The organism is Agromyces sp. P1_H4 (assembly GCF_056405255.1).
In genome coordinates this window covers 1-3,941 of sequence record NZ_JBFUCL010000344.1, presented here as the reverse complement: position 1 = coordinate 3,941, position 3,941 = coordinate 1, and the positions used below count along the sequence as shown (strand labels likewise).

Sequence of the window (3,941 nt, the reverse complement as noted above, 5' to 3'; positions counted from 1 at the left end):
CGGGGCCCTCGAGGCCCGGCGTCGCCTCGATGAACGCCGGTTCGTACTGGTCGACGATGTGCTCACCACGGGCGCGACGATCGCCGAAGCCGCCCGTGCCGTGACCGTCGCAGGCGGCGCGATCGACGCCGTGGTCGTGCTCGCGCAGACCCCGCTGCGCAGATCCGGGCTTGGTTCCGAATCTCGGCAAGCTCTCCGTGACATCGGGAGCCCGGACGACTACGGTGGCAGGACAGGCGTGGTCGATCCACCCTTCAGATCCGGGTGACACGCCGGTGAATGGAGGTCGTCATGGAACTGAACATCGTTGGACGAAACCTGGGGGTCACCGATCGGTTCCGCGCCTACGCGGCCGAGAAATCGGAGAAGGTCACCCATCTCGCCGAACGAGCCATCTCCCTCGACGTGAAGCTGAGCCGTCACAATGAGAAGAACGGCAACACCGGACCGGATCGCGTCGAGCTCACCCTGGTCGGCAAGGGACCTGTGGTGCGGGCCGAAGCAGACGGTTCGGACAAGTACGCCGCGTTCGACGTCGCCCTCGGGCGATTGCTCGAGCGCATCCGCCGCGCCAAGGACCGCCGCAAGGTCCATCGCGGCCAGCGCAGGCCGACCTCGCTCCGCGAGGCGACCGACGTCGGGTTCGCCGAGGTCGGCGTGCAGGCCGCCGCGCCCGAGGTGCTCGAACAGGTGCGCACGGGCAGCATCCCGGTCATCGACGACGGCCAGGCGGCATCGTCGATGGAGGAGGACGAGGTCTACTGCCCGGTGGTCATCCGCCGCAAGGTCTTCGCCTCCACGCCGATGACCGTCGACGACGCGCTCTACTTCATGGAGCTCGTCGGACATGACTTCTACCTCTTCGTCGACGCCGAGTCGGGACGGCCCAGCGTGGTCTACCGTCGCAAGGGCTGGGACTACGGTCTCATCGGCCTCGACGGAGCGGATGCACCGGTCGACGAATCCGCGCCGGAGCTGCAGCGCGTGACGGTCTGACGCCACGACGATCCACGCACCCGGGCCGGGTGCGGGCCCACCAGCCCGCACCCGGCCCGCTTGCCGCCGTCGCCCAGCCTGCTGGCCGCTAGCATGGCTATGATGGCCGTCTGCACGGCGGCATCGGGCGTGCCCGGGCGTTCCACTCGAGAACATGCCATCCAAGGGACGTGGCGCCCGACGACTACAGGAGAACATTCGTGGCTTCGATTCTGGAAAAGGTCCTCCGCGTCGGCGAGGGCCGAACCCTCAGGCGGCTGGAGAACTACGCTGCGGCGATCAACTCCCTCGAAGACGACTTCCAGGCCCTCAGCGACGAGGAACTGAAGCACGAGACGGTGGAGCTGCGCGAGCGCTATGCGAACGGCGAGTCGCTCGACGACCTGCTGCCCGAGGCCTTCGCCGCCGTCCGCGAGGCGAGCCGTCGCACGCTCGGCCTCCGGCACTTCGACGTGCAGCTCATGGGAGGCGCCGCCCTCCACCTCGGCAACATCGCCGAGATGAAGACCGGTGAGGGCAAGACCCTCGTCGCCACCACGGCCGCCTACCTCAACGCGCTCACGAGCCGGGGCGTGCACGTCATCACCGTGAACGACTTCCTCGCGAGCTACCAGTCCGAGCTGATGGGGCGCGTCTTCCGCGCCCTCGGCATGACGACCGGATGCATCGTGGCCGGCCAGACCCCCGCGGTGCGCCGTGAGCAGTACGCCGCCGACATCACGTACGGCACGAACAACGAGTTCGGGTTCGACTACCTGCGCGACAACATGGCGTGGCAGTCGAGCGACATGGTGCAGCGCGGCCACTACTTCGCCATCGTCGACGAGGTGGACTCGATCCTCATCGACGAGGCGCGCACGCCGCTCATCATCTCCGGCCCGGCATCCGGCGAGGCGAACCGCTGGTTCAACGAGTTCGCGAACCTCGCCAAGCGGCTCGTGCCCGACGAGGACTACGAGGTCGACGAGAAGAAGCGCACCGTCGGCGTGCTCGAGCCCGGCATCGAGAAGGTCGAGGACTACCTCGGAATCGACAACCTCTACGAGTCCGCGAACACCCCGCTCATCTCGTTCCTGAACAACTCGATCAAGGCGAAGGCGCTCTTCAAGCGCGACAAGGACTACGTCGTCATGAACGGTGAGGTGCTCATCGTCGATGAGCACACCGGCCGCATCCTCGTGGGCCGTCGCTACAACGAGGGCATCCACCAGGCGATCGAGGCCAAGGAGGGCGTGCAGGTCAAGGCCGAGAACCAGACCCTCGCGACCGTCACGCTGCAGAACTACTTCCGCCTCTACACGAAGCTCTCGGGCATGACCGGCACCGCCGAGACCGAGGCCGCCGAGTTCATGTCGACCTACAAGCTCGGCGTCGTCCCCATCCCCACGAACAAGCCGATGGTTCGCATCGACCAGCCCGACCTCGTCTACAAGAACGAGGAGGCGAAATTCGCGCAGGTCGTCGAGGACATCGTCGAGCGCCACGGCAAGGGCCAGCCCGTGCTGGTCGGCACCACGAGCGTCGAGAAGAGCGAGTACCTCTCGAGGCTGCTGGCCAAGAAGGGCGTTCGCCACGAGGTGCTGAACGCCAAGAACCACGCCCGCGAGGCGGCGATCGTCGCCCAGGCGGGCCGGCACGGCGCGGTCACGGTCGCGACGAACATGGCCGGTCGAGGCACCGACGTCATGCTCGGCGGCAACGCCGAGTTCCTCGCCGTGCAGCAGATGCACGAGCGCGGGCTCAGCCCCGTCGAGACGCCCGAGGAGTACGAGGCCGCATGGGACGAGGTGTTCCAGAAGGTCAAGGCCGAGGTCGCGATCGAGGCCGAGAAGGTGCTCGCCGCGGGCGGGCTCTACGTCCTCGGTACCGAGCGCCACGAGTCACGGCGCATCGACAACCAGCTCCGCGGTCGCTCCGGCCGTCAGGGCGACCCCGGCGAGAGCCGCTTCTACCTGTCGCTGACCGACGACCTGATGCGGCTCTTCAACGCGGGTGCCGCCGAGAGCCTCATGTCGCGCGGCGTCCCCGACGACGTCGCCATCGAGTCGAAGGTCGTCAGCCGCGCCATCCGCTCGGCGCAGTCGCAGGTCGAGGCGCGCAACGCCGAGATCCGCAAGAACGTGCTCAAGTACGACGACGTGCTGAATCGCCAGCGTGAGGCGATCTACAGCGACCGCCGCCACATCCTCGAGGGCGACGACCTGCACGAGCGCACCCAGACGTTCCTCGAGAACGTGATCGACGAGGTGCTCGACGCCCACACCGCAGAGGGCAACCCCGACGAATGGGATTTCGACGCGCTGTGGACCGAGCTGAAGACCCTCTACCCGATCGGCATCACGATCGACGAGGTCGTGGCCGAGGCGGGCGAGAAGGGCCGCGTCAACCGGGACTTCATCCGACGCGAGATCCTCTCCGACGCGAAGCTCGCCTACCAGCGCCGTGAAGAGCAGCTGGGCAGCCCGGCGATGCGGGAGCTCGAGCGTCGCGTGGTGCTCTCCGTGATCGACCGTCGCTGGCGCGACCACCTCTACGAGATGGATTACCTCAAGGACGGCATCGGCCTGCGCGCGATGGCCCAGCGCGACCCGCTCGTCGAGTACCAGCGCGAGGGCTACGCGATGTTCCAGCAGATGATGGGATCCATCCGCGAGGAGACCGTCGGCTTCCTCTTCAACCTCGAGGTCGAGGTGGCACCCCAGCCCGGCGTCGGCGGGGCGACGATCGAGGCCAAGGGCCTCGGGCGCCAGGGCGCGTCCGACGACAAGCTGAGCTACTCCGCGCCGAGCGACTCGGGCGGCGTCGAGGTACGCAACCAGCGCGGTCAGGTGCAGCAGGCGGCGACCCAGCGCGCGCGCCGTGCCGTGGCGCAGGCACAGGCGCCCGCCGCGGAGGTGGAAGCGTCGCGAGGCGCGTTCGGCCAGCGCACCGGCGTCGCAGACGCC

Annotated in this window: 2 protein-coding genes and 1 pseudogene; all 3 read left to right on the top strand. The window is 68.0% G+C overall.

The genetic code is table 11. The features are described from left to right. A pseudogene (locus tag AC1DY2_RS16720) lies at positions 1-268 on the top strand (hypothetical protein); the annotation flags it as partial. Between the two features lie 23 nt (positions 269-291). Further along, positions 292-996: a ribosome hibernation-promoting factor, HPF/YfiA family gene (gene hpf / locus AC1DY2_RS16715; RefSeq protein ID WP_309973143.1), complete on the top strand. Its 705-nt coding sequence runs from the start codon at positions 292-294 to the stop codon at positions 994-996. Positions 997-1,196: 200 nt separating this feature from the next. Next, positions 1,197-3,941: preprotein translocase subunit SecA (gene secA, locus AC1DY2_RS16710; RefSeq protein ID WP_476763435.1), on the top strand; the 2,745-nt coding region annotated here is incomplete at its 3' end.